The following is an 18,949-nucleotide window of genomic DNA, read 5'->3' as shown; positions in this document are numbered from 1 at the left end:
AGACACGGCTGACCACCATATGAGCGCCGGGTAGGGTCGGAAGCGTGCCGAAGCCGCTCAGTCTTGCTTTCGATCCCATCGCGCGCGCCGACGAACTGTGGCAGCAGCGATGGGGCGCCGTGCCCTCGATGGCCGCCATCACCTCGATCATGCGCGCCCATCAGATCCTGCTGGCCGAGGTGGACGCGGTCGTCAAGCCGTACGGGCTGACCTTCGCCCGCTACGAGGCGCTGGTGCTGCTGACCTTCTCCAAGGCCGGTGAGCTGCCGATGTCCAAGATCGGTGAGCGGCTGATGGTGCATCCGACCTCGGTGACCAACACCGTCGACCGGCTGGTGAAGTCCGGTCTCGTGGCCAAGCGGCCGAACCCGAACGACGGGCGGGGCACGCTCGCCACCATCACGGACAAGGGCCGCGAGGTGTGCGACGCGGCGACCCGCGATCTGATGGCGATGGACTTCGGACTCGGGACGTACGACGCCGAGGAGTGCGGGGAGATCTTCGCGATGCTGCGGCCGTTGCGGGTGGCGGCGGAGGACTTCCAGGACGAGTAGCGGGTGCCGCAGCCCTGCCCGGCAGGCCCGGTGTGCGCAGGGGGGCGGCGAAGATCGCCCCGGAACGGGCCGTTACGCTCGGGGCATGAAGCGAAGCGTCCTGACCCGTTACCGGGCGATGGCCTACATCACCGCCGTGATGCTGCTGGTGCTCTGCACGTGCATGGTTTTCAAGTACGGCTTCGGGATGGGCAAGGACCTCACCCTCGTCGTCTCGCAGATCCACGGCGTGCTCTACATCATCTACCTGGTGTTCGCCTTCGACCTGGGCTCCAAGGCCAAGTGGAAGTTCGGCAAGCTGCTGTGGGTGCTGATCGCGGGCACGATCCCCACCGCTGCCTTCTTCGTGGAGCGTCAGGTGGTGCGGGAGGTCGAGCCGCTAATCGCCGATGACGCTCCGGAGCCGGTGAAGGCCTGACCGCACCCGGTCCCACCTCGGCACGGTCCGGCGGCACCCCTGCTGACCTGCTCATACGCGCCTGTCCCGGTATCGGGCGGGCGCGTTTGTGCTATCCGGCGTCCATTACGGAAGGTGACCCCGGTGGCGTGAGGGGCAACTCGTGTCGCTCTCCCGTCGACAAGTACTAGGACGTCCAAGTAAATTCGAAGGTATGGACGCTGACGCGATCGATGAGGGCCGCCGCCGCTGGCAGGCTCGGTACGACTCCGCCCGGAAGCGGGACGCGGACTTCACCACCCTCTCGGGTGATCCCGTCGAGCCGGCGTACGGGCCCCGGCCCGGTGACTCGGTCGAGGGGTTCGAGCGGATCGGCTGGCCGGGCGAGTACCCCTTCACGCGGGGCCTGTATCCGACCGGCTACCGCGGGCGGACCTGGACGATTCGCCAGTTCGCCGGCTTCGGCAATGCCGAGCAGACCAACGAGCGCTACAAGATGATCCTCAAGGCGGGCGGCGGCGGCCTCTCGGTCGCCTTCGACATGCCCACCCTGATGGGCCGGGACTCCGACGACCCGCGCTCGCTGGGCGAGGTCGGGCACTGCGGCGTCGCCATCGACTCGGCGGCCGACATGGAGGTCCTGTTCCAGGACATCCCGCTGGGCGATGTCACGACGTCCATGACGATCAGCGGGCCCGCCGTCCCGGTCTTCTGTATGTATCTGGTGGCCGCCGAACGGCAGGGCATCGATCCGGGCGTCCTGAACGGCACCCTGCAGACGGACATCTTCAAGGAGTACATCGCACAGAAGGAGTGGCTCTTCCAGCCCGAGCCGCACCTGCGCCTGATCGGCGACCTGATGGAGCACTGTGCGCGCGGCATCCCCGCGTACAAGCCGCTCTCGGTCTCCGGCTACCACATCCGCGAGGCGGGTGCGACGGCCGCGCAGGAGCTGGCGTACACGCTCGCCGACGGCTTCGGCTATGTCGAGCTCGGCCTCTCCCGCGGCCTGGACGTCAACACCTTCGCCCCCGGCCTGTCCTTCTTCTTCGACGCGCATCTCGACTTCTTCGAGGAGATCGCCAAGTTCCGCGCCGCGCGCCGGATCTGGGCCCGCTGGATGCGGGACGTCTACGGCGCGACGAGCGAGAAGGCGCAGTGGCTGCGCTTCCACACCCAGACCGCCGGTGTCTCGCTGACCGCCCAGCAGCCGTACAACAACGTCGTACGGACCGCCGTCGAGGCGTTGGCGGCCGTGCTCGGCGGCACCAACTCGCTGCACACCAACGCGCTGGACGAGACCCTGGCGCTGCCCAGTGAGCAGGCCGCGGAGATCGCGCTGCGCACCCAGCAGGTGCTGATGGAGGAGACCGGCGTCGCCAATGTGGCGGACCCGCTCGGCGGTTCGTGGTTCATCGAGTCGCTGACCGACCGGATCGAGGCGGACGCCGAGAAGATCTTCGAGCAGATCAAGGAGCGCGGCAGGCGGGCGGTCCCGAACGGGGAGCACCCGATCGGCCCGGTCACCTCCGGCATCCTGCGCGGCATCGAGGACGGCTGGTTCACCGGCGAGATCGCCGAATCCGCCTTCCGCTACCAGCAGGCGCTGGAGAAGGGCGACAAGAGGGTCGTCGGCGTCAACTGCCACCACGGCTCGGTCACCGGCGACCTGGAGATCCTGCGGGTCAGCCACGAGGTCGAGCGTGAGCAGGTGCGGGTGCTCGCGCAGCGCAAGGAGGCCCGTGACGACGCCAGGGTCCAGACCTCGCTGAAGGCGATGCTGGAAGCCGCCCGGGACGGCGGCAACATGATCGAGCCGATGCTGGAGGCCGTACGCGCCGAGGCGACGCTCGGCGAGATCTGCGGTGTGCTGCGGGACGAGTGGGGGGTCTACACGGAGCCGGCGGGGTTCTGAGCCCGCCGTCCGCCCCGCTGCCGACGGCCGTTGGCAGCGGGGCTACGCCGCCGCGACCGGCATCCGCAGCCGGAACAGCGCCCCGCCCCCCGGTGCCCGCTCGGCGGTGAGTTCGGCGTGATGGGCGCGGGCGATCTGGCGGGCCATGGCCAGGCCCAGGCCGGAGCCGGGCAGGGCGCGGGCCGTCTCGGCGCGGTAGAAGCGGTCGAAGACATGGGGGAGGTCGGCCTCGGTGATGCCGGGGCCGTGGTCGCGGATCGTCAGGTCCAACTCGCCTGCGGTGAAGACGAGTTCGGTGTCGACCGGGCCGCCCGGCGGGGAGAACTTCGCGGCGTTGTCGAGGAGGTTGGACAGCAGCCGGGACAGACGGGGCGGCACGCCGGGGATCGCCACGCCGGCCGCGGCGGGGGCGATGGCGGTGGTGAAGGTGATCTTTGGCCAGTGTTCGCGGGCCGCGCCCACCGCGTGTTCCAGGAGGGCGGCCGGGCGTACCTGCTCCACCAGGGGCTGTGGCTCCTCGTCGCGGGCCAGTTCGATCAGGTCGTTGACGAGGGTGGTGACCTCGCGCAGCTGGCGGCCCAGCGCGGCCGAGGCACGGTCGCGCTGGGCGTCGGTCAGCCGGTCGGCGCGGGCCAGGAGTTCGGCGTTGGTGCGCAGCGCCGTCAGCGGGGTGCGCAGCTCGTGGGAGGCGTCGGCGACCAGACGGCGCTGCGAGGTGACGGACTGTTCGAGTTCGCCGAGCATGGTGTTGAAACTGGTGGCCAGGCGGGTGATCTCGTCCTCCCGGGCGGGTGGGCCCGGGGGGAGTTCGATCCGGTGGCGGGCGTCGCGGGTGGCGGCGATGCGTTCCGCGGTGGCGGTGAGCCGGGCGACCGGCGCCAGGCCCGTACGGGACACCCAGTAGCCGAGTGCGGCGGCCAGCAGAACGCCGGCGGCACCGACCGCGGACAGTGCCCAGGCGGCCCGCTCCACGCTCCGGTCGACGGAGTCGGAGCGCAGGGCGACCTGTACTGCCTCGTCCTTGCCCGTCAGGCGCGTGGTGAACATCCGGACCGGCTGCCCGGCGACGGTCAGCTCGCTGTAGAACGCCGGGTGCCGGCCGGCGGCGACCTTCCGGGTGGCGTCGGAGACGGGCAGCCCATAGGGCTTGCGCGGATCCTTGGCGGGGTCGGCGGGCACGATCTGGAAGCAGGCCGAGGCCGGGTACTGGCAGAGGGTGTCGCTCGGCGTCGGGCCCCAGTCCCGGCGCTCGCGCATGACCTCGGTGGACGTCAGGGCCAGGTTGCGTTCGAGCTGGCGGGTCAGCTGGTAGTCGATGAGGACGAAGGCGGCCGCACAGACGCCGACCGCCACCAGTGCCACCGCGGAGGAGGCGGCCAGCGCCAGCCGGGCGCGGAGCGGACGGCGGCGCCGCCAGCGGGCCCCCAGGCCGCGGCTGCCGGTCATGCGCACTCCGTGTGGTCCAGGCGGTAGCCCACGCCGTGCACGGTGTGGACGAGGCGGGACTCGCCCCCCGCCTCCAGTTTGCGCCGCAGATAACCGATGTAGACGGCCAGGGAGTTGGAGTCGGGCCCGAAGTCACGGCCCCAGACGCGCTCCAGGATCACCTCGCGCGGCAGCACCTGCCGGGGGTGCAGCAACAGCAGTTCCAGCAGCGCCCATTCGGTGCGGCTGAACTCCAGGGGCCGGCCGGCCCGGTGGCCGGTGCGGGTCAGCGGGTCGACGACCAGATCGCCGAAGGAGAGCCGGGAGTCCTCGACGGCCGTGGTGGAGGCCCGGCGCAGCAGGGCCCGGACGCGGGCCACCAACTCGTCCAGGGCGAACGGTTTGACGAGGTAGTCGTCGGCGCCGGCGTCGAGCCCGTCGACCCGTTCGCTGACCGAGTCCAGCGCGGTCAGGACGAGGATCGGGGTGCGGTCGTCCAGTGCGCGCAGGCGGCGGCAGACGGCCAGGCCGTCCAGGACGGGCATCATCACGTCCAGGACGAGGGCGTCCGGCTGCCAGCCGGCGACTTCCGAGAGGGCGGCCAGGCCGTCGGCGGCGCCCCGTACCGTATAGCCCTCCACGGCGAGGCCGTCCTCGACGGCGGCACGTACCTCCGGTTGGTCGTCGACGACGAGGATCTTGGGGGCTGGGGTGTTCCCGGGCGTGGGCGGCATGGACATAGGCTGCCAAACACCTCTCTTAGAAGCTTCTTAGGGCGTATCGCGAGCGTGGCGGCCATGCGCACACCACTCTCCGTCGTGATCGGTGCGGGCGGCACCGGCGGCCATATCTATCCGGGACTCGCTCTCGCCGACGCGCTCCGCCGGGCCGTGCCCGATGCGGTGATCTCCTTCGTCGGGACCGAACGCGGCCTGGAGACAGAGCTGATCCCCCGGGCCGGATACCGGCTGCACACCGTCGACATGATCCCCTTCGACCCCTCGCTCGGCGCCCGACGCTATCTGCTGCCGGCCGCGCTGCTGCGCTCGGGTACCCAGTGCCGGGCGATCCTCAAGGAACAGAAAGCCCAGGTCGCGGTCGGTATGGGCGGCTATCCCAGCGCCCCGGTGATCGTCGGGGCCAAGATGGCCGGGCTGCCGAGCCTGGTCCATGAGTCCAACGCGGTGCCCGGCCGGGCCAACAAGTTCGCGGCCCGGCTCACCCCGCACATCGCCCTCGCCTTCGACCGCAGCCGCGAGCACCTGGCCGGCGGGGAGCGGGCGGAGACGGTGGGGATGCCGCTGGTGGGCCCGCTGGCCGAGCTGGACCGGGCGGGACTGCGGCCCGACGCCCGCCGGGCCCTGGGCATACCGAACGGCGCGCGGCTGCTGCTGGTCAACGGCGGGAGCCTGGGGGCGGCCCGGCTGACCGAGGCGGCGGTGGGCCTGGCCGGCCGCTACCGGTCGCGCAGCGACCTGCGGCTGCTGATCAAGACCGGGCCCGCGGCCCTGGAGCAGACCCGGGCCCTCCTGGCGGCGAACGGCGGGGACGCGGTCGCCGAGGCCGTGCCGTACCTGGACCGGATGGATCTGGCGTACGCCGCCGCCGATCTCGTGGTGTGCCGGGCCGGTTCGGCGACCGTCGCCGAGCTGGCCACCATCGGGATGCCGGCCGTCCTCGTGCCGTATCCGCATGCGCCGGGCGATCACCAGACCCATAACGCCCGGGTGCTCTCGGACACCGGGGCGGCGCTGCTGCTGCCCGACCCGCAGACCACGGCGGAGCGGCTGGACGCGCTGGTCACCCCGCTTCTCGACGATCCCGCCCGGCTCGCCGCGATGGCCGCGGCCGCCGACCCGGGCACCCATGCGCAGGCCGCCGGCCTGCTGGCCGACAAGGTGCTGGCGCTCGCCGGTCACCCGCAGGTCCACCACCACCCCACGATGAAGGAGTCAGCATGAGCAGGAGTATGCAGCAGTGGACGGGCCGTCGGGTCCTGGTCACCGGGGCCGAGGGGTTCATCGGCTCGACCCTGGTCGACATGCTGGTGGAGGCCGGCGCCGAGGTGCGCGCGTTCGTCCATTACAAGCCGTACGCCGAAAAGGGAAATCTGGCGCGCTATCTCGTGCCGGGCGGCCCGGTCGAGATGGTCGCGGGCGATGTGCGGGACGCGGGCCGGGTGATGGACGCCGTCGAGGGCTGCGACACGGTGTTCCATCTGGCCGCGCTGATCGGGATTCCGTACAGCTACGACTCGCCGGGCGCGTATGTGCAGACGAACGTCGTCGGGACGGAGAACGTCGCGGAGGCCTGCCGGCGGCATGCGGTGCGGCGGCTGGTGCACACGTCCACCAGTGAGGTCTACGGGACCGCGCTGACCGCGCCGATCGGCGAGGACCACCCGCTGCAGCCGCAGTCGCCGTACTCCGCCTCGAAGATCGGCGCGGACATGATGGCGCTGTCGCACCGGCACGCCTTCGAGCTGCCGGTGACGGTGGTGCGGCCGTTCAACACCTACGGTCCCCGGCAGTCCGCGCGTGCCGTGATCCCCACGATCCTGGCCCAACTCCACGCGGGCGTCCGGCAGATCAAGCTGGGCTCGCTCACCCCGACCCGCGACTTCACCTATGTCACGGACACCGCGGCCGGGTTCCTGGCGCTGGCCGACTGCGACCGGGCGCTGGGCGAGGTCGTCAACCTCGGCACCGGGCGGGAGATCGCCATCGGGGCGCTCGCCGAGGCGCTGATAGCGGCCTCCGGCCGCGAGGCCGAGGTGGTGGTGGACCCCGCGCGGCTGCGGCCCGCCGGCAGTGAGGTCGAGCGGCTGCTGTCCGACAACTCCCGGGCGCGCGAGTGGGCTTCGTGGCGGCCGGAGGTGTCCCTGGAGCAGGGGTTGAAGCGGACGTCGGAGTGGGTGGCGGAGAACCTGCACCTGTTCGCGGTGGACCGCTACCAGGTCTGACGGGTGCCGCGGCGGGGCGCTTCGGTGTCGCGCCGCGGCCGCCACCCGCCTCCCGGGCTCAGCCCTGGTCGCCCAGACCGGAGAGCCCGGTGAGGAAGAGTGCCGTGAAGTCACGTCCCCACGCGGCATCCACGGGCTCACCGCTGACCAGGGTGCGGTGCACGATCGCCCCGGCGATCACATCGAAGATCAGGTCCATGTTGCGGGTGGCGGCCCGCTCGCCCTCCTCACCAGCGGAGTCCGGGGGCAGTTCGCCGCGGGCCTGGGCGCGCGAGCGGCCGAGCAGAACCAGCCGTTTCTGCCGGTCGACGATCGCCGAGCGGATGCGTTCGCGCAGCGCCTCGTCGGTGGTGGACTCGGCGACCACGGCCATCAGCGCCGTCTTGGTCTCCGGCCGCGCGAGCAGCGCGCCGAACTGCAGCACCACGCCCTCGATGTCGGACTGCAAAGAGCCCCGGTCGGGGAGTTCGAGCTCGTCGAAAAGGACCGCCACGGCGTCCACGACGAGCTCGTTCTTGTTGGCCCAGCGGCGGTAGAGCGTCGTCTTGGCGACGCCGGCCCGGGCCGCCACATCGCTCATGGTGAGCCGCCCCCAGCCCAGATCGACGAGTGCGGCACGGGTCGCGTCCAGGATCGCGAAATCGGTCTCGGCGCTGCGCGGGCGGCCCGTGCGGCCCTTCGGGGAGCTGGCGGAGTGGTGCATGCGGGCGACCATACCGGGCAGTACGGGAGGGGCCGCCCGTGAGGCAGATCACCCCTCATGGGACCGGACCCGGTGGTGATGCGGGGTCGACGGCGAGTTACGCTACGGGTCGTAGCGTAAGAGTGACAGCCACTGGCCGTGGGTGGGGACCCATGGCCGCGCACGACGGTCCTCCTCGGGGCCGCACACCGGCCCTCCTCGGGGCCACAACGGGCAGCGATCCCGGACGTACGCCGGCATTCCGGCGGGGCGTACGGACGGGGTGCGCCGCCCGGTACACGGCCCGGCGGCGGCACCGGACCGGCAATCCGCAGCACCGCCGCACGACCGATCGCGTCGCAGACCGCAGCGCTTTCCGGATCGCTTTCCGTAACGGACCGCCCAGGGGGGAGGATGGACCCATGCAGCCACGCAATATGTCCATGAGTGGAGTCGTCGACCTCGCAGCGGTGAAGTCGGCGGGGGAAGCGAAGCAGAAAGCGGAACAGGCGCGTGCCGAGGCCGCCCGTACGGGCCGGGCGCCCGCGAGCGGTGCCCGCCTGGTGTTCGACGTAGACGAGGCGGGGTTCCAGCAGGACGTCCTGCAGCGCTCCACCGAGGTCCCGGTCGTCATCGACTTCTGGGCCGAGTGGTGCGAGCCGTGCAAGCAGCTGGGTCCGCTGCTGGAGCGCCTCGCGGGGGAGTACGCCGGCAAGTTCGTGTTGGCCAAGATCGACGTCGATGCCAACCAGATGCTGTTCCAGCAGTTCGGGGTGCAGGGCATCCCGGCGGTCTTCGCGGTCGTCGCGGGGCAGCCGATCCCGCTCTTCCAGGGCGCGGCCCCGGAGTCGCAGATCCGCCAGGTGCTCGACCAGCTGGTGCAGGCCGCCGAGCAGCAGTTCGGCATCGTGGGGGCGCCCGTCGACCCGCAGGCCGCGGGCGAGGTGGAGCAGGAGGCCGAGGCCCCGGCGCCGGCCGGTCCCTATGACGCACTGCTGGAGGCCGCGAACCAGGCGCTGGACTCCGGTGACCTCGGCGGTGCCGTCCAGGCGTACAAGAACGTGCTCAACGACGACCCGGCCAACCCGGAGGCCAAGCTCGGTCTGGCGCAGGCCGAACTCCTCCGCCGGGTGCAGGATCTCGACCCGCAGGCGGTGCGCAAGGAGGCCGCGGAGAACCCGGCCGATGTGCAGGCGCAGATCCGCGCCGCGGACCTGGACCTGGTCGGCGGGCACGTCGAGGACGCCTTCGGCCGGCTGGTCGACGCGGTGAAGCGGTCGGCGGGTGACGACCGGGAGGCCGCGCGGCTGCGGCTGCTGGAGCTGTTCGAGGTCATCGGCGCGGAGGATCCGCGGGTGACGGCGGCGCGTACCGCGCTCGCCCGGGTGCTGTTCTGACCGCTGTCTTCGGACTCGCCCGCTTCTGACCAGTACGACCTCCGCGAGTTGACCGAACAAACGACACAGCGGCCACGTTTTACCAAAACTTGGTAATCGTGGCCGCTGTTACTTCAAGTAAGTCCGAGCAGCCTCCTTGCGGCACTGTGTCCGCAATTGCCCAATGTCCCCTCACCGTTAGTGGCGACCGTATGTGTCCGCTTGATTTCGGTGGGTCGTGGCGTGGTTATCGGGCCGTTACCCGCAAGTAACGAGCCCCTTGTGCCGCGGCCCCGAATGGACCACGATCGGCCACGCTCGGTCCATTCCCGCAGCCCGGCATCCGGTTGGTGTCGCGGGGTACTTGGGTCCCCACCGAGTGGTCGGCGTCAGGTGTCGCCGGCCGTGGACAGGGGGGTCTCTGCCCCACCCGGCAGGGCCTGTCCAGGAGGTTGCGCGAGAGCGTGGCCAGTGGTTGTCGCTCGGGGGTGATCGCCGGTGTTCGGAACACGATGTGCCTCCGAGACAGGCGCTCTCCTTCCCGAGGACGTAGCACTTCTCCCATCCCAGGTACGGCTCCCAACTGAGGCGGCCCGTACCGGAGATGTACGTCCGAGAAGGAGGAAAGTCATGGAGTCCCTGGCTCGTGGCGGGACCAGATGGAAGCGGTTCGCCGTCGTCATGGTGCCGAGCGTCGCGGCTACGGCCGCGATCGGCGTTGCCCTCTCGCAGGGTGCGCTCGCGGCGTCGTTCAGCGTGTCCGGCCAGCAGTTCAAGGTCGCTACGGACCGGCTGGACGGCACCGGATTTGTTCAGTACGGAGCCATTGACGCCCAAAAGGGCGGCAAGCAGGTCCCGGTGGCGGTCTCGGGGTTCTCGAACGCCAAGATCAAGAACCTGTGCCAGTCGGTAGTCGTGCCGGTGCCGGTCTTCGGCGATGTGTCGATGAAGCTGTCGGCCGGTGGCGGTGACACGCCCGTCGAGGCGAAGAACCTCTACATCGACCTCGACCAGCTGTCCGCGGACGCGACCTTCAACAACATCGACATCGGTGTTGCTGCAGGCTCGACGACCAAGGGTCCGGGCATGCACAAGGGCGACAAGGCCGACCCCGGCTCGTTCGCCCAGCAGGCCGACTCGGCCGTGCTGACCCACGTCAGGCAGCAGGCATGGGCCACGACGGCCGGAACGTTCAAGCTCAGCGGCCTGAAGATGAGCGTCGCCAAGGGCAAGAGCGAGTGCTACTGACGCACTGAGCGTGCGGGTGCGGGGCGAGCTGTGCGGCGTTCGCCGTTCCCCGTGCCCGTACGCCGGGTAGCGCCCGGTAGGACACTCCAGCACAGAACCACCGATTTGCCAGTCCCGAGGAGCTGTACGACATGAGCGCCGACACGCGACCACGGCTGATCGAGACCATCGGCCGGAAGCGGCTTTCGTTCCGGGAGTGGCGCGGACACCGCCCGTTCTGGGGCGGCATGCTGACTCTGCTGGCCGGCATCCCGATCATGTACATCCCTTACGCGAATCTCACGATCGGTTCCCTGACCGTCCGCATGGCGACCACCGCCGGCGCCGGCTCGCTGATCATCGGCGTACTGCTGGTCGTGCTCGGTCTGACCATGTGGTTCCAGCCCGCTTCGCGCGTCTTTGCGGGTGTGGCGGCGATTCTGCTCTCCCTCGTCTCCCTGGTCGTCTCGAACTTCGGCGCCTTCCTGATCGGCTTCCTCCTGGGGCTGATCGGCGGTGCGCTGGGAGTCTCCTGGGCACCGGGCAAGGCCGACCGGAGCGGGGACGACGCCGAGGAGCCGGCCCGCAAGACGGTCGCCGGACCGGTGGTCGCCACGCACCCCGCGCCGGCCGCCGGCCCCGGGTTGGGCAATGGACTGGACGACCTGTCAGGAACGAGCCCGACCAACGGAACGAACGGGAGGCACCGTGCCGGGTGACGAGCTGCACGAGAGCGCAGCTGCCGGGGCGAGAACCGGGCCGAGGCACGCGGCGCCGAGGAAGCCGCTGCTGACTCGGCTCCACGTGCCCGCGGGCAAGGCGATAGCCATTGCCGCCATGCCGTCCGCCGTGCTCATGGGCATGGGGCTGACGCCCCAGATGGCGATAGCCAAGCCGGCGCCCAAGAGCCCGTTCAAGGACGGCCCGTGTGTCACCGCCCCGGACAAGGTGGACGACAAGGACGCGAAGTCCAAGGGCGGTGCGACGGACAAGAAGGACGACGCACAGGGCAAGGACGACGCACAGGGCAAGGGCGACGCACAGGGCAAGGACGACACCAAGCCGTCCGGCGGGTCTTCCGCCTCGCCCGCACCCTCGGCCGGCAAGGACGCCGGCAAGGCGCCCGAGCCCGCGCCGTCCGGCTCCGCGAAGACCGATGAGCCTGCGGGCTCCGCGACCCCGTCGCCGTCGGACTCCGGGGAGAAGAAGGACGACGGCCTGCTGGGCGGCATCGGTGATGCGCTCGGCGGTCTCTTCGGCGGCGACAAGGCGAAGGACGACTCCTCGGCTTCGCCGAGCCCCTCGGCGTCCGAGCCGGCCTCGCCGAGCCCCTCGCCGTCCGCGTCCCAGGACTCCGGCAAGGACTCCGGCTCCGCCACCGACAAGGTCACCAAGCCGGTCACGGACACGGTCGACGGCCTCAAGGACGGCGCCGGCAAGGCCGGGGACGCCGTCAAGAACGGGTCGAAGACGGTCAACGACACCGTCCACGGCGCGGTGGGTACGGCGGACAACGCCCTGCCCGGCGGCGGCCTGGACGGCAAGGACGCCAGCGGCAAGAAGTCCTTCCCCTGCGTCGTCGAGAACAAGCAGAAGGGCAAGGCCGAGCAGACGCCCGCCACCCTGCCCGACGACCCCTGGCACCTGGAGTCCAGCGCGCTCACCCTGCGCGGCCTGAACTACGAGGGCGTCGTCAATGTCCAGACGCAGAACGGCCACACCAAGCAGGCCCTGAAGTTCACCGCCGACAGCGTCGACATCGGCGATCTCCACCAGATCGTCGACGACCCGACGTCCGGGAAGCATTACCACGTCCAGGGTGCACCGGGCTCGACGTCCACGATCCGCGGCGGCAAGGTGACGATGTACACCGAGCGGCTGCAGGGCAACCTCTTCGGTCTGATCCCGATCGTCTTCGACCCCGAGCACCCGCCGCCGATCAACGTCCCGTTCGCCTACTTCACCAAGGTGAAGATCGACCAGGCGGGCCAGTTCGGCGGCAATCTCCACATCCCGGGTCTGCACCAGTCGATCACGGACTGAGGGCCACCGGCGCGGCCGGGGATCACACCGACCCTTCCGGGAGCCGCAGAAAACGGCGGTGGGCCGTCCCCTTTCGGGGGCGGCCCACCGCCGTTTCACGTGCCGGAGGCGTCAGGAGGGCTCGCCGCCGAGGTGGTGCACCCGGACCATGTTGGTGGTGCCGGGGACGCCGGGGGGCGAACCGGCGGTGATGAGCATGGTGTCGCCCTGGCTGTAGCGCTTGAGCTTGAGCAGCTCGGCGTCGACCAGGTCGACCATCGCGTCGGTGTTGTCGACGTGCTGCACGACGAAGCTGTCCACGCCCCAGCTCAGCGTGAGCTGGTTGCGGGTGGCGGTGTCGGTGGTGAAGGCCAGGATCGGCTGGGCCGCGCGGTAGCGGGAGAGCCGGCGGGCGGTGTCACCGGACTTGGTGAAGGCCACCAGCGCCTTGCCGTCCAGGAAGTCGGCCATCTCGCAGGCCGCACGGGCGACCGCGCCGCCCTGGGTGCGCGGCTTCTTGCCGGGCACCAGCGGCTGCAGCCCCTTGGAAAGCAGCTCTTCCTCGGCCGCCTCGACGATCTTCGACATCGTCTTGACGGTCTCGATCGGGTAGGCGCCGACGGACGACTCGGCGGAGAGCATGACCGCGTCGGCGCCGTCCAGGATGGCGTTGGCGACATCGGACGCCTCGGCGCGGGTCGGCCGGGAGTTGGTGATCATGGACTCCATCATCTGGGTCGCCACGATCACCGGCTTGGCGTTCCTGCGGCACAGCTCCACCAGGCGCTTCTGCACCATCGGGACCTTCTCCAGCGGGTACTCCACCGCCAGGTCACCACGGGCGACCATGACGGCGTCGAAGGCCATCACGACCTCCTGCATGTTGGCGACCGCCTGCGGCTTCTCGACCTTGGCGATGACCGGGACCCGGCGGCCCACCTCGTCCATGACGCGGTGCACGTCCTGGACGTCCTTGGCGTCCCGCACGAAGGACAGCGCGACCATGTCGCAGCCCATCCGCAGGGCGAACTTGAGGTCCTCGATGTCCTTCTCGGACAGCGCGGGGACGTTCACCGCGGCGCCGGGCAGGTTGATGCCCTTGTGGTCGGAGATGACCCCGCCCTCGATGACGATGGTGCGCACCCGCGGGCCGTCGACCTCGACGACCTGCAGGGCGACATTGCCGTCGTTGATCAGGATCGGGTCGCCCTTGGACACATCGCCGGGCAGGCCCTTGTAGGTCGTACCGCAGATGGTCCGGTCGCCGGGGACGTCCTCGGTGGTGATGACGAACTCGTCGCCGCGCACCAGCTCCACGGGTCCGTCGGCGAAGGTCTCCAGGCGGATCTTGGGGCCCTGGAGGTCGGCCAGCACGCCGACGGCGCGACCGGTCTCCTCGGAGGCCTTGCGGAGGCGGTGGTACCGCTCCTCGTGCTCCGGCTGGGTCCCGTGGCTCATATTGAATCGGGCCACGTTCATGCCGGCCTCGATCAGCGTCTTCAGCTGGTCGAAGGAGTCGACGGCGGGGCCCAGGGTGCAGACGATTTTGGAACGGCGCATGGGCGGAATCCTATCGGTTTGTTTCGGAGCGGAATATTTCGGTAGGCGGAAACACCGAAACCTAGGCGCTGACCAGGGCGTATGTCTGCTGGGCGATCTCCAGCTCCTCGTCCGTGGGTACCACGGCGACCGCGACCCGGGCGTACTCCGGTGAGATCAGCCGGGGCTCGTCGGACCGTACGGCGTTGAGCGAGGCGTCCACGGCCATCCCCATCTCCTCCAGACCCGCGACGGCGGCCTCGCGCACCGGGGCGGCGTTCTCCCCGACGCCCGCGGTGAACGCCACCGCGTCGACCCGGCCGAGCACCGCGCTGTAGGCGCCGATGTACTTCTTCAGCCGGTGGATGTAGATGTCGAAGGCGAGCTCGGCGCGCTCGTCACCCTCGTCGATCCGGCGCCGGATCTCCCGCATGTCGTTGTCGCCGCACAGCCCGACCAGACCGCTCTTCTTGTTGAGCAGGGTGTCGATCTCGTCCTCCGACATCCCCGCCACCCGCTTGAGGTGGAAGGTGACCGCCGGGTCGATGTCACCGGAGCGGGTGCCCATGACCAGGCCCTCCAGCGGGGTCAGGCCCATCGAGGTGTCCACACAGCGGCCGCCGGCCACCGCCGAGGCGGAGGCACCGTTGCCCAGGTGGAGCACGATGACATTGACCTCGGAGGGGTCCTTGCCCAGCAGCGCCGCGGTCTTGCGGGAGACATAGGCGTGCGAGGTGCCGTGGAAGCCGTAGCGGCGGATGCGGTGGGCGTCGGCGGTCGCCACGTCGATGGCGTAGCGGGCCGCGTACTCCGGCATCGTGGTGTGGAAGGCGGTGTCGAAGACCGCGACCTGCGGCAGGTCGGGGCGCAGCGCCCGGGCGGTCCGGATGCCGGTGATGTTGGCCGGGTTGTGCAGCGGGGCGACCGGCACCAGCCGCTCGATCTCCTTGAGCACCGCGTCGTCGATCACGGTCGGCTCGGTGAACTTCAGCCCGCCGTGCACCACCCGGTGCCCGATCGCGGCCAGCTGCGGGGAGTCCAGGCCGAGACCGTCGGCGGACAGCTCCGCGGCGACGGCCTTCAGGGCGGCCTCGTGGTCGGCCATCGGGCCTTCGGTCTCGCGCCGGGCGCCGCCGGTGGCCAGCGGGGTGTGGGCCAGACGCGAGGTCTCCTCGCCGATCCGCTCGACCAGGCCGACGGCGAGCCGGGTGCCGTCGGTCATGTCGAGCAGCTGGTACTTCACCGACGAGGAACCGGAATTGAGGACGAGGACACGGGTGGCGGTGGCAGTCATGGAGCGCTTTCCGATGGGGTGCGGGGACGGGAGGGGCGGCCGGGTCAGGCGGTGTGGCCGGCGCCGGGCCGGGCGCCCTGCGCCTGGACAGCGGTGATGGCCACGGTGTTCACGATGTCCTGGACCAGGGCGCCGCGCGAGAGGTCGTTGACCGGCTTGCGCAGCCCCTGCAGGACCGGGCCGACGGCGACCGCACCGGCCGAGCGCTGCACGGCCTTGTAGGTGTTGTTGCCGGTGTTGAGGTCCGGGAAGATCAGCACGGTGGCCTTGCCGGCCACGTCGGACTCGGGGAGCTTGGTCTGCGCGACCGCCGAGTCCACCGCCGCGTCGTACTGGATCGGGCCCTCGACCAGCAGATCGGGGCGCAGCTCGCGGACGATCTCGGTGGCCTTGCGGACCTTGTCGACGTCCGCTCCGGAGCCGGAGGTGCCCGTGGAGTACGACAGCATCGCGATCCGCGGCTCGACGCCGAACTGGGCGGCGGTGGCGGCCGACTGGATGGCGATGTCCGCCAGTTGTTCGGCGTTCGGGTCCGGATTGACCGCGCAGTCGCCGTAGACCAGGACCCGGTCGGCCAGGCACATGAAGAACACCGAGGACACGATCTGGGCGCCCGGCTTCGTCTTGATGATCTCGAAGGCGGGCCGGATGGTGGCGGCGGTGGAGTGCACCGCGCCGGAGACCATGCCGTCGGCCAGGCCTTCCTCGACCATCAGGGTGCCGAAGTAGGAGACGTCCGCGACCACGTCGAAGGCCAGCTCGATGCTGACGCCCTTGTGGGCGCGCAGCGCGGCGTAGCGCTCGGCGAACCGCTCGCGCAGCTCGGAGGTCTGCGGATCGATGATCTGGGCGCCCGCCAGGTCGATGGCGAGATCGGCGGCGCGCTTGCGGATCGCCTCCTCCTCGCCCAGCAGGGTCAGCTCGCAGACATCGCGGCGCAGCAGCACATCGGCGGCCCGCAGCACCCGCTCCTCGCTCCCCTCCGGAAGGACCACCCGGCGGCGGCCGGAGCGGGAGCGCTCGATCAGCTCGTGTTCGAACATCATCGGCGTGACCCGGCCGGAGCGGGCGACGGAGATGCGGTTCGTCAGCTCCGCGGTGTCCACATGCCGCTCGAACAGGCCGAGCGCGGTCTCCGCCTTGCGCGGCGAGGCGGCGTTCAGCTTGCCCTCGATCGCGAACAGCTCGGCCGCGGTCGGGAAGGAGCCGCCGGGGACGGAGACCACCGGGGTGCCGGGGGCGAGGCGGCCGGCCAGCGCCATGATGTCGGGGCCGGGCCGCTCGTCCAGGGTGAGCAGCACACCGGCGATCGGCGGGGCACCGGCGCTGTGCGCGGCGAGCGAGCCGATGACCAGGTCCGCCCGGTCTCCGGGGGTCACCACGAGAGCGCCGGGGGTCAGCGCCTTGAGGAAGGTCGGCAGCATGGCCCCGCCGAAGACGAAGTCCCGGGCGTCCCTGGCGAGGCCCGAGTCGTCGCCGAGCAGTACCTCGGCACCGAGGGTGTGCACGATCTGGCCGACGGTCGGCGCGGAGAGCGAACCGTCCTCGGGGAGCGCGTAGCAGGGCACGGGGAGCCGGGCGGAGAGCCGGTCGACGACCGCCTCGCGGTGCTCGGGGGCCACCCGGTTGACGACCACGGCCACGACATCGCAGCCCAGCGAGTGGTAGGCGCCGTAAGCGTTGCGGGCCTCGGCGCGTACGGACTCGGCCTCCTGGCCCTGGCCGCCGACGACGGCCAGCACGGCGGCGCCGAATTCATTGGCGAGCCGTGCGTTGAGGTTCAGCTCGGCCGGGAGGTTGGTGCCGGCGAAGTCCGAGCCGAGGACCAGGACGTACTCATAGTCCCTGGCCACGGCATGAAAGCGGTCGACGAGCCGGGAGACCAGCTCGTCGGTGCCGCGTTCGGCCTGGAGGGCGGAGGCCTCCTCGTAGCTGAGGCCGTACACGGTGTCGGGGGACTGGGTGAGCCGGTAGCGGGACCGCAGCAGGTCGAACAGCCGGTCGGGCCCGTCGCTGTGGGTCAGCGGGCGGAAGACCCCCACCCGGTCGACATGGCGGGTCAGCAGCTCCATGACCCCCAGTTCGACGACCTGGCGGCCGTCGCCGCGGTCGATGCCGGTCACGTACACGCTGCGCGTCACGCGTGCTCTCCGATCCAATCGATGGCCACAAGGTCAAAATAAGTCGTTATTGCGGGCGTGCCCCTCTTGACAATACCTGCGCGGGTGGCTAGGTCGCCCTCCCAGTTTCCCTTGCGGAGTCCGTGCGAGGACAGTAGGGGTGAGGTGCGTGGAGGAGGAGGGCGGGTCGGCCCGTGAAACAATCGGACCGGCTCACACGAACCAACAGCGAGCACAGGAGACACAGCACGATGCGTATCGGAGTCCTCACCGCAGGCGGCGACTGCCCCGGCCTGAACGCTGTGATCCGGTCTGTTGTCCACCGCGCCCTCACCGGACACGACGACGAGGTCATCGGTTTCGAGGACGGCTTCAAGGGACTGCTCGAAGGCCGCTACCGCAAGCTCGACCTCGAGGCGGTCAGCGGCATCCTGGCCCGCGGTGGCACCATCCTGGGCTCGTCCCGGCTGGAGCGCAACCGGCTCCGGGAGGCCTGCGAGAAGTCCAAGGACCTCTCCAAGGACTACGGCATCGACGTCCTGATCCCGATCGGTGGCGAGGGCACCCTCACCGCCGCCCGGATGCTGGCGGACGCCGGGATGCCGGTCGTCGGCGTCCCCAAGACCATCGACAACGACATCTCCTCCACCGACCGCACTTTCGGCTTCGACACCGCCGTCGGTGTCGCGACGGAGGCGATCGACCGCCTCAAGACCACCGCGGAGTCGCACCAGCGGGTCATGGTCGTCGAGGTGATGGGACGGCACGCCGGCTGGATCGCGCTGGAGTCCGGGATGGCCGGCGGTGCCCACGGCATCTGCCTGCCCGAGCGTGCCTTCGATGTGAACGACCTGGTCACGATGGTCGAGGAGCGGTTCGCCCGGGGGAAGAAGTTCGCGGTCGTCTGTGTCGCCGAGGGTGCCCACCCGGCCGAGGAGACCATGGACTACAAGAAGGGCGCGATCGACCAGTTCGGCCATGAGCGGTTCACCGGCATCGGCAACCACCTCGCCGTGGAGCTGGAAAAGCGCCTGGGCAAGGAGGCCCGCCCGGTCATCCTCGGCCACGTCCAGCGCGGCGGCACCCCCACCGCGTACGACCGGGTGCTCGCCACCCGCTTCGGCTGGCACGCCGTCGAGGCCGCGCACCGCGGCGACTTCGGCAGGATGACCGCGCTGCGCGGCACCGACATCACGATGGTGCCGCTGCACGAGGCGGTCACCGAACTCAAGACGGTGCCGGACTGGCGGATGGACGAGGCCGAGTCGGTCTTCTGAGCCCCGGTTCCCTCCCTGGAGCCACCAACGGCGGCGGGGGGGGGGCGGGGGGGGGGGGGGGGCGGCGCCGGGGGGGGGGGGGGGGGGGGCCCCCGGGAACCGGCGCCGATTTCCCCACCCCAGAGTTGAGCGGGCCCCCCCCCGCCGCCCCCCACCCCC

Annotated in this window: 16 protein-coding genes; 10 read left to right on the top strand and 6 right to left on the bottom strand. The window is 70.6% G+C overall.

Annotation, left to right across the window (positions count from 1 at the left end; all coding sequences use genetic code 11):
* Nucleotides 1-44 precede the first annotated feature (44 nt).
* From ACF088_RS01515 to ACF088_RS01505, 3 genes are all read left to right on the top strand, one after another.
* Nucleotides 45-554, top strand: a complete 510-nt coding sequence (locus ACF088_RS01515) for a MarR family transcriptional regulator (protein ID WP_311622673.1) — start codon at nt 45-47, stop codon at nt 552-554.
* Nucleotides 555-639: 85 nt separating this feature from the next.
* Nucleotides 640-972, top strand: a complete 333-nt coding sequence (locus tag ACF088_RS01510) for a DUF3817 domain-containing protein (protein WP_088800110.1) — start codon at nt 640-642, stop codon at nt 970-972.
* Nucleotides 973-1,165: 193 nt separating this feature from the next.
* The gene (locus ACF088_RS01505; protein WP_392373353.1) at nt 1,166-2,866 is read left to right on the top strand and encodes a methylmalonyl-CoA mutase; all 1,701 of its coding nucleotides are present in this window, start codon (nt 1,166-1,168) and stop codon (nt 2,864-2,866) included.
* A gap of 42 nt (nt 2,867-2,908) precedes the next feature.
* Here the strand turns inward: ACF088_RS01505 and ACF088_RS01500 are convergent, their stop codons facing one another.
* A complete protein-coding gene (locus ACF088_RS01500) occupies nt 2,909-4,312 on the bottom strand; it encodes a sensor histidine kinase (protein WP_392373352.1) in 1,404 nt (467 codons plus the stop codon).
* Nucleotides 4,309-5,031, bottom strand: a complete 723-nt coding sequence (locus tag ACF088_RS01495; protein ID WP_392373351.1) for a response regulator transcription factor — start codon at nt 5,029-5,031, stop codon at nt 4,309-4,311. The genes ACF088_RS01500 and ACF088_RS01495 overlap by 4 nt, the downstream gene beginning before the upstream one ends.
* Nucleotides 5,032-5,088: 57 nt before the next feature.
* Between ACF088_RS01495 and ACF088_RS01490 the strand changes: the two genes are divergently transcribed.
* Both ACF088_RS01490 and ACF088_RS01485 read left to right on the top strand, forming a co-directional pair.
* On the top strand, nt 5,089-6,252 hold the full coding sequence (locus ACF088_RS01490; protein ID WP_392373350.1) for a glycosyltransferase: 1,164 nt from the start codon (nt 5,089-5,091) through the stop codon (nt 6,250-6,252).
* A complete protein-coding gene (locus ACF088_RS01485; protein ID WP_392373349.1) occupies nt 6,249-7,253 on the top strand; it encodes a GDP-mannose 4,6-dehydratase in 1,005 nt (334 codons plus the stop codon). Before ACF088_RS01490 ends, ACF088_RS01485 begins: the two co-directional genes overlap by 4 nt.
* Before the next feature lie 58 nt (nt 7,254-7,311).
* Here ACF088_RS01485 and ACF088_RS01480 read toward each other — a convergent pair whose 3' ends face one another.
* Entirely contained in the window at nt 7,312-7,956 is a 645-nt protein-coding gene (locus ACF088_RS01480) for a TetR/AcrR family transcriptional regulator (protein ID WP_392373348.1), read from the bottom strand.
* 401 nt (nt 7,957-8,357) lie between these two features.
* Here ACF088_RS01480 and ACF088_RS01475 point away from each other — a divergent pair, with 401 nt between their 5' ends.
* The 4 genes from ACF088_RS01475 to ACF088_RS01460 all read left to right on the top strand — a co-directional run bounded on the left by ACF088_RS01475 (nt 8,358) and on the right by ACF088_RS01460 (nt 12,581).
* Complete coding sequence (locus ACF088_RS01475; RefSeq protein WP_392373347.1) at nt 8,358-9,332, top strand: tetratricopeptide repeat protein; 975 nt, start codon at nt 8,358-8,360, stop codon at nt 9,330-9,332.
* A 609-nt stretch (nt 9,333-9,941) separates the two neighbouring features.
* On the top strand, nt 9,942-10,559 hold the full coding sequence (locus ACF088_RS01470; RefSeq protein ID WP_328384581.1) for a DUF6230 family protein: 618 nt from the start codon (nt 9,942-9,944) through the stop codon (nt 10,557-10,559).
* Between the two features lie 131 nt (nt 10,560-10,690).
* The gene (locus ACF088_RS01465; protein ID WP_392373346.1) at nt 10,691-11,257 is read left to right on the top strand and encodes a DUF6114 domain-containing protein; all 567 of its coding nucleotides are present in this window, start codon (nt 10,691-10,693) and stop codon (nt 11,255-11,257) included.
* Nucleotides 11,247-12,581: a hypothetical protein gene (locus tag ACF088_RS01460; protein WP_392373345.1), complete on the top strand. Its 1,335-nt coding sequence runs from the start codon at nt 11,247-11,249 to the stop codon at nt 12,579-12,581. The genes ACF088_RS01465 and ACF088_RS01460 overlap by 11 nt, the downstream gene beginning before the upstream one ends.
* Before the next feature lie 111 nt (nt 12,582-12,692).
* Here ACF088_RS01460 and pyk read toward each other — a convergent pair whose 3' ends face one another.
* The 3 genes from pyk to pta form a co-directional block, all read right to left on the bottom strand.
* The gene (pyk, locus tag ACF088_RS01455) at nt 12,693-14,120 is read right to left on the bottom strand and encodes a pyruvate kinase (protein ID WP_392373344.1); all 1,428 of its coding nucleotides are present in this window, start codon (nt 14,118-14,120) and stop codon (nt 12,693-12,695) included.
* A 61-nt stretch (nt 14,121-14,181) separates the two neighbouring features.
* The gene (locus ACF088_RS01450) at nt 14,182-15,393 is read right to left on the bottom strand and encodes an acetate kinase (protein ID WP_392373343.1); all 1,212 of its coding nucleotides are present in this window, start codon (nt 15,391-15,393) and stop codon (nt 14,182-14,184) included.
* 44 nt (nt 15,394-15,437) lie between these two features.
* Complete coding sequence (gene pta / locus ACF088_RS01445) at nt 15,438-17,534, bottom strand: phosphate acetyltransferase (protein WP_392373342.1); 2,097 nt, start codon at nt 17,532-17,534, stop codon at nt 15,438-15,440.
* A 230-nt stretch (nt 17,535-17,764) separates the two neighbouring features.
* Between pta and ACF088_RS01440 the strand changes: the two genes are divergently transcribed.
* A complete protein-coding gene (locus ACF088_RS01440; RefSeq protein WP_392373341.1) occupies nt 17,765-18,790 on the top strand; it encodes an ATP-dependent 6-phosphofructokinase in 1,026 nt (341 codons plus the stop codon).
* The last annotated feature ends 159 nt before the right edge of the window (nt 18,791-18,949 follow it).

The organism is Streptomyces sp. NPDC015125 (assembly GCF_043080045.1).
Taxonomy (GTDB): Bacteria; Actinomycetota; Actinomycetes; order Streptomycetales; family Streptomycetaceae; genus Streptomyces.
The sequence above is the reverse complement of the archived record's forward strand: the minus strand, read 5'-3'. Positions and strand labels throughout refer to the sequence as shown.

What these genes read in the sequence shown, in the direction of transcription:
- ACF088_RS01510 (WP_088800110.1), top strand. Translation starts at nt 640, where the DNA reads ATGAAGCGAAGCGTCCTGACCCGTTACCGGGCGATGGCCTACATCACC.
- ACF088_RS01505 (WP_392373353.1), top strand. Translation starts at nt 1,166, where the DNA reads ATGGACGCTGACGCGATCGATGAGGGCCGCCGCCGCTGGCAGGCTCGG.
- ACF088_RS01500 (WP_392373352.1), bottom strand. Translation starts at nt 4,312, where the DNA reads ATGACCGGCAGCCGCGGCCTGGGGGCCCGCTGGCGGCGCCGCCGTCCG.
- ACF088_RS01495 (WP_392373351.1), bottom strand. Translation starts at nt 5,031, where the DNA reads ATGTCCATGCCGCCCACGCCCGGGAACACCCCAGCCCCCAAGATCCTC.
- ACF088_RS01490 (WP_392373350.1), top strand. Translation starts at nt 5,089, where the DNA reads ATGCGCACACCACTCTCCGTCGTGATCGGTGCGGGCGGCACCGGCGGC.
- ACF088_RS01485 (WP_392373349.1), top strand. Translation starts at nt 6,249, where the DNA reads ATGAGCAGGAGTATGCAGCAGTGGACGGGCCGTCGGGTCCTGGTCACC.
- ACF088_RS01480 (WP_392373348.1), bottom strand. Translation starts at nt 7,956, where the DNA reads ATGCACCACTCCGCCAGCTCCCCGAAGGGCCGCACGGGCCGCCCGCGC.
- ACF088_RS01475 (WP_392373347.1), top strand. Translation starts at nt 8,358, where the DNA reads ATGCAGCCACGCAATATGTCCATGAGTGGAGTCGTCGACCTCGCAGCG.
- ACF088_RS01470 (WP_328384581.1), top strand. Translation starts at nt 9,942, where the DNA reads ATGGAGTCCCTGGCTCGTGGCGGGACCAGATGGAAGCGGTTCGCCGTC.
- ACF088_RS01465 (WP_392373346.1), top strand. Translation starts at nt 10,691, where the DNA reads ATGAGCGCCGACACGCGACCACGGCTGATCGAGACCATCGGCCGGAAG.
- pyk (WP_392373344.1), bottom strand. Translation starts at nt 14,120, where the DNA reads ATGCGCCGTTCCAAAATCGTCTGCACCCTGGGCCCCGCCGTCGACTCC.
- ACF088_RS01450 (WP_392373343.1), bottom strand. Translation starts at nt 15,393, where the DNA reads ATGACTGCCACCGCCACCCGTGTCCTCGTCCTCAATTCCGGTTCCTCG.
- ACF088_RS01440 (WP_392373341.1), top strand. Translation starts at nt 17,765, where the DNA reads ATGCGTATCGGAGTCCTCACCGCAGGCGGCGACTGCCCCGGCCTGAAC.